The sequence below is a fragment of the Shigella sp. FJ200513 genome (assembly GCF_040495915.1).
Classification (GTDB): domain Bacteria; phylum Pseudomonadota; class Gammaproteobacteria; order Enterobacterales; family Enterobacteriaceae; genus ECMA0423.
In genome coordinates, this window is the sequence record NZ_JBDYCV010000219.1 from 1 (window position 1) to 2,017 (window position 2,017).

2 protein-coding genes, 1 pseudogene and 1 other annotated feature are annotated in these 2,017 nt (G+C 53.8%); all 3 genes and pseudogenes read left to right on the forward strand.

Going from position 1 to position 2,017, the window contains the following annotated elements:
• The first annotated feature begins 115 nt into the window (after positions 1 to 115).
• The gene (locus tag ABZJ92_RS21590; RefSeq protein ID WP_000271035.1) at positions 116 to 499 is read left to right on the forward strand and encodes a putative zinc ribbon protein; all 384 of its coding nucleotides are present in this window, start codon (positions 116 to 118) and stop codon (positions 497 to 499) included.
• Positions 496 to 921, forward strand: coding sequence for a putative zinc ribbon protein (locus ABZJ92_RS21595; protein WP_001013320.1), 426 nt, complete (start codon positions 496 to 498; stop codon positions 919 to 921). Before ABZJ92_RS21590 ends, ABZJ92_RS21595 begins: the two co-directional genes overlap by 4 nt.
• 282 nt (positions 922 to 1,203) lie before the next feature.
• Positions 1,204 to 1,939, forward strand: a pseudogene (locus ABZJ92_RS21600) (IS3 family transposase); the annotation flags it as partial.
• Positions 1,485 to 1,601 (forward strand) — a sequence feature (AL1L pseudoknot). Its footprint overlaps the pseudogene before it by 117 nt.
• Positions 1,940 to 2,017: the final 78 nt, after the last annotated feature.

Consider the following 2,017-nt stretch of genomic DNA (forward strand, 5'->3'; position numbering starts at 1 on the left):
TCATTGGAGCACCTGTGTTGTTCTGAGGTGAGCATATCACCTCTGTTCAGGTGGCCAAATTCAGTGTGCCACTTCAGTTGCCTGCGTGTCGTCTGGCGGCTGAGGAACATATACTATGTACGCAAAATCTTTTCTCGCACTTGATGGCAACGGACGTCTGACCGGTGCCCGTACCGCACAGACTGCACCTTACGATAGCTACACCTGCCACCTTTGCGGCAGTGCACTCAGATACCACCCGCAATACGACACTGAACGGCCCTGGTTTGAACACGCTGACGAAGGGCTGACGGAGCACGGTCATGAGTGCCCTTATGTCAGGCCGGAACGCAGAGAAATACGGTTGATTAAACGTCTGCAGCAATTCGTCCCGGATACCTTACCCGTAGTACGTAAAGCCAGCTGGCACTGCAGGCAATGTCACCACGATTATTATGGGGAGCAGTACTGCACACACTGCCAGACCGGGCGCTTCAGTGAGGAGGGGGGAGCAGAATGAACGGTATAAAAACGGGGCTGGGGATCACGCCGGGTGAGCACATTATCAGTGCCGACTCTGCGCTCAGCAGAAATATCCGGCAGTGTTTCTGCCTTTCCTGCCATGGCCGGTTGATTCTGCAGACAGATGCTCAGGGGGCGTGGTTTGAGCATGATTTACATGCCCTGAGTGAGCAACAGAAGGCGGACTGTGTGGTGCTGAATCCGGAGAAGTCCCACCCTTACATTGAGGATATGGCGATGTTTTTATCGCCATTACCGGTCGTGCTGGAGTGGCATTGTGTGATGTGTGAGCAGTTTTTTCATGGGAAGAAGTTCTGTGAGGCCTGTGGTACGGGGATTTATTGCAGAGCGGTATGTACGAAGTCTGTTTACAGCTACCAGCCAGACTTGTTTGAGGACTGCGGAGGTGCGAGTACTTAATCCGAAATGCCCGACCTGCTCAGGGCGTTCAGAGGTATTGCCAACCTGTATTTTATCTGGTGTTTCGCACCCACCCCGTTCGTGACACAAAGGCGCGACACCGGATATCCGCAGTCCTGCTTACCTGAATAAAACCCGGGGTATTGATTGGTAGTGTGGTGCGGAATCGTACCGTGATCTCGCATTCGCCGAATTCGCACTGTGGTGTCAATCAACCATACGCGAGAGTGAACCGCCCCGGGAATCCTGGAGACTAAACTTCCTGAGAAAGAGGTAAACAGGATGACTAAAAATACTCGTTTTTCCCCCGAAGTCCGTCAACGGGCAGTCCGTATGGTTCTGGAAAGTCAGGGCGAATATGACTCACAATGGGCGACAATTTGTTCCATTGCTCCAAAGATTGGCTGTACGCCGGAGACTCTGCGTGTCTGGGTTCGCCAGCATGAGCGGGATACCGGGGGCGGTGATGGAGGGCTCACCACCGCTGAACGTCAGCGTCTGAAAGAGCCGGAGCGTGAAAATCGTGAACTGCGCCGCAGTAACGATATCCTTCGCCAGGCTTCCGCTTATTTTGCGAAGGCGGAGTTCGACCGCCTCTGGAAAAAATGATGCCACTGCTGGATAAGCTGCGTGAGCAGTACGGGGTCGGACCGCTATGCAGCGAACTGCATATTGCCCCGTCAACGTATTACCACTGTCAGCAACAGCGACATCATCCGGATAAACGCAGTGCCCGTGCGCAGCGCGATGACTGGCTGAAGAAAGAGATACAGCGCGTATACGATGAAAATCACAAGGTATACGGTGTAAAGTCTGGCGTCAGTTGTTACGGGAAGGTATCAGAGTGGCCAGATGCACTGTGGCACGTCTCATGGCGGTTATGGGACTTGCCGGTGTTCTCCGGGGTAAAAAGGTCCGTACGACCATCAGCCGGAAAGCCGTTGCCGCAGGCGACCGCGTAAACCGTCAGTTCGTGGCAGAACGACCTGACCAGCTGTGGGTGGCTGATTTTACTTACGGTGTGCCCGGAGTTCAGGGCGGGCATGGATGCTTAAATGAACCGCGAGTCTGTCTGGAATATTGAACCGGTAACTCA